A 257-nucleotide genomic window follows, 5' to 3' on the forward strand; every position below is an offset into this window, starting at 1 on the left:
TCCGCAGCAATGCCTTGCGCCACCAGAGCCTGAGCCCTGAGATCGCCGGAAAAGGATTTGGGAGTGTCGCGGTAGATCATTCGCGGGAGTTGATCGAGCAGCAGCACCAGAGCCAGCCAACCTTCGGGGCGTTGCGCCCAGTCAGTCAATCCGCCGACCAGTGCCTGCTCGACCCAGTCCCCGAAACGCGTTTGCGCTTCGAGGTCCTGGCTGTTGCGCTTGCCGAACCATAACTTGCCCTTGGCGGCCGCTGTTTC

1 protein-coding gene is annotated in these 257 nt (G+C 62.3%); it reads right to left on the reverse strand.

Features of this window, described 5'->3' with window-relative positions:
- Positions 1 to 257, reverse strand: a 257-nt coding sequence (locus tag SB772_RS43045; RefSeq protein ID WP_410838902.1) for a DUF924 family protein, incomplete at both ends; no start/stop codon positions are given.

It is taken from the genome of Paraburkholderia sp. SIMBA_030, assembly GCF_046535245.1.
GTDB lineage: Bacteria > Pseudomonadota > Gammaproteobacteria > Burkholderiales > Burkholderiaceae > Paraburkholderia.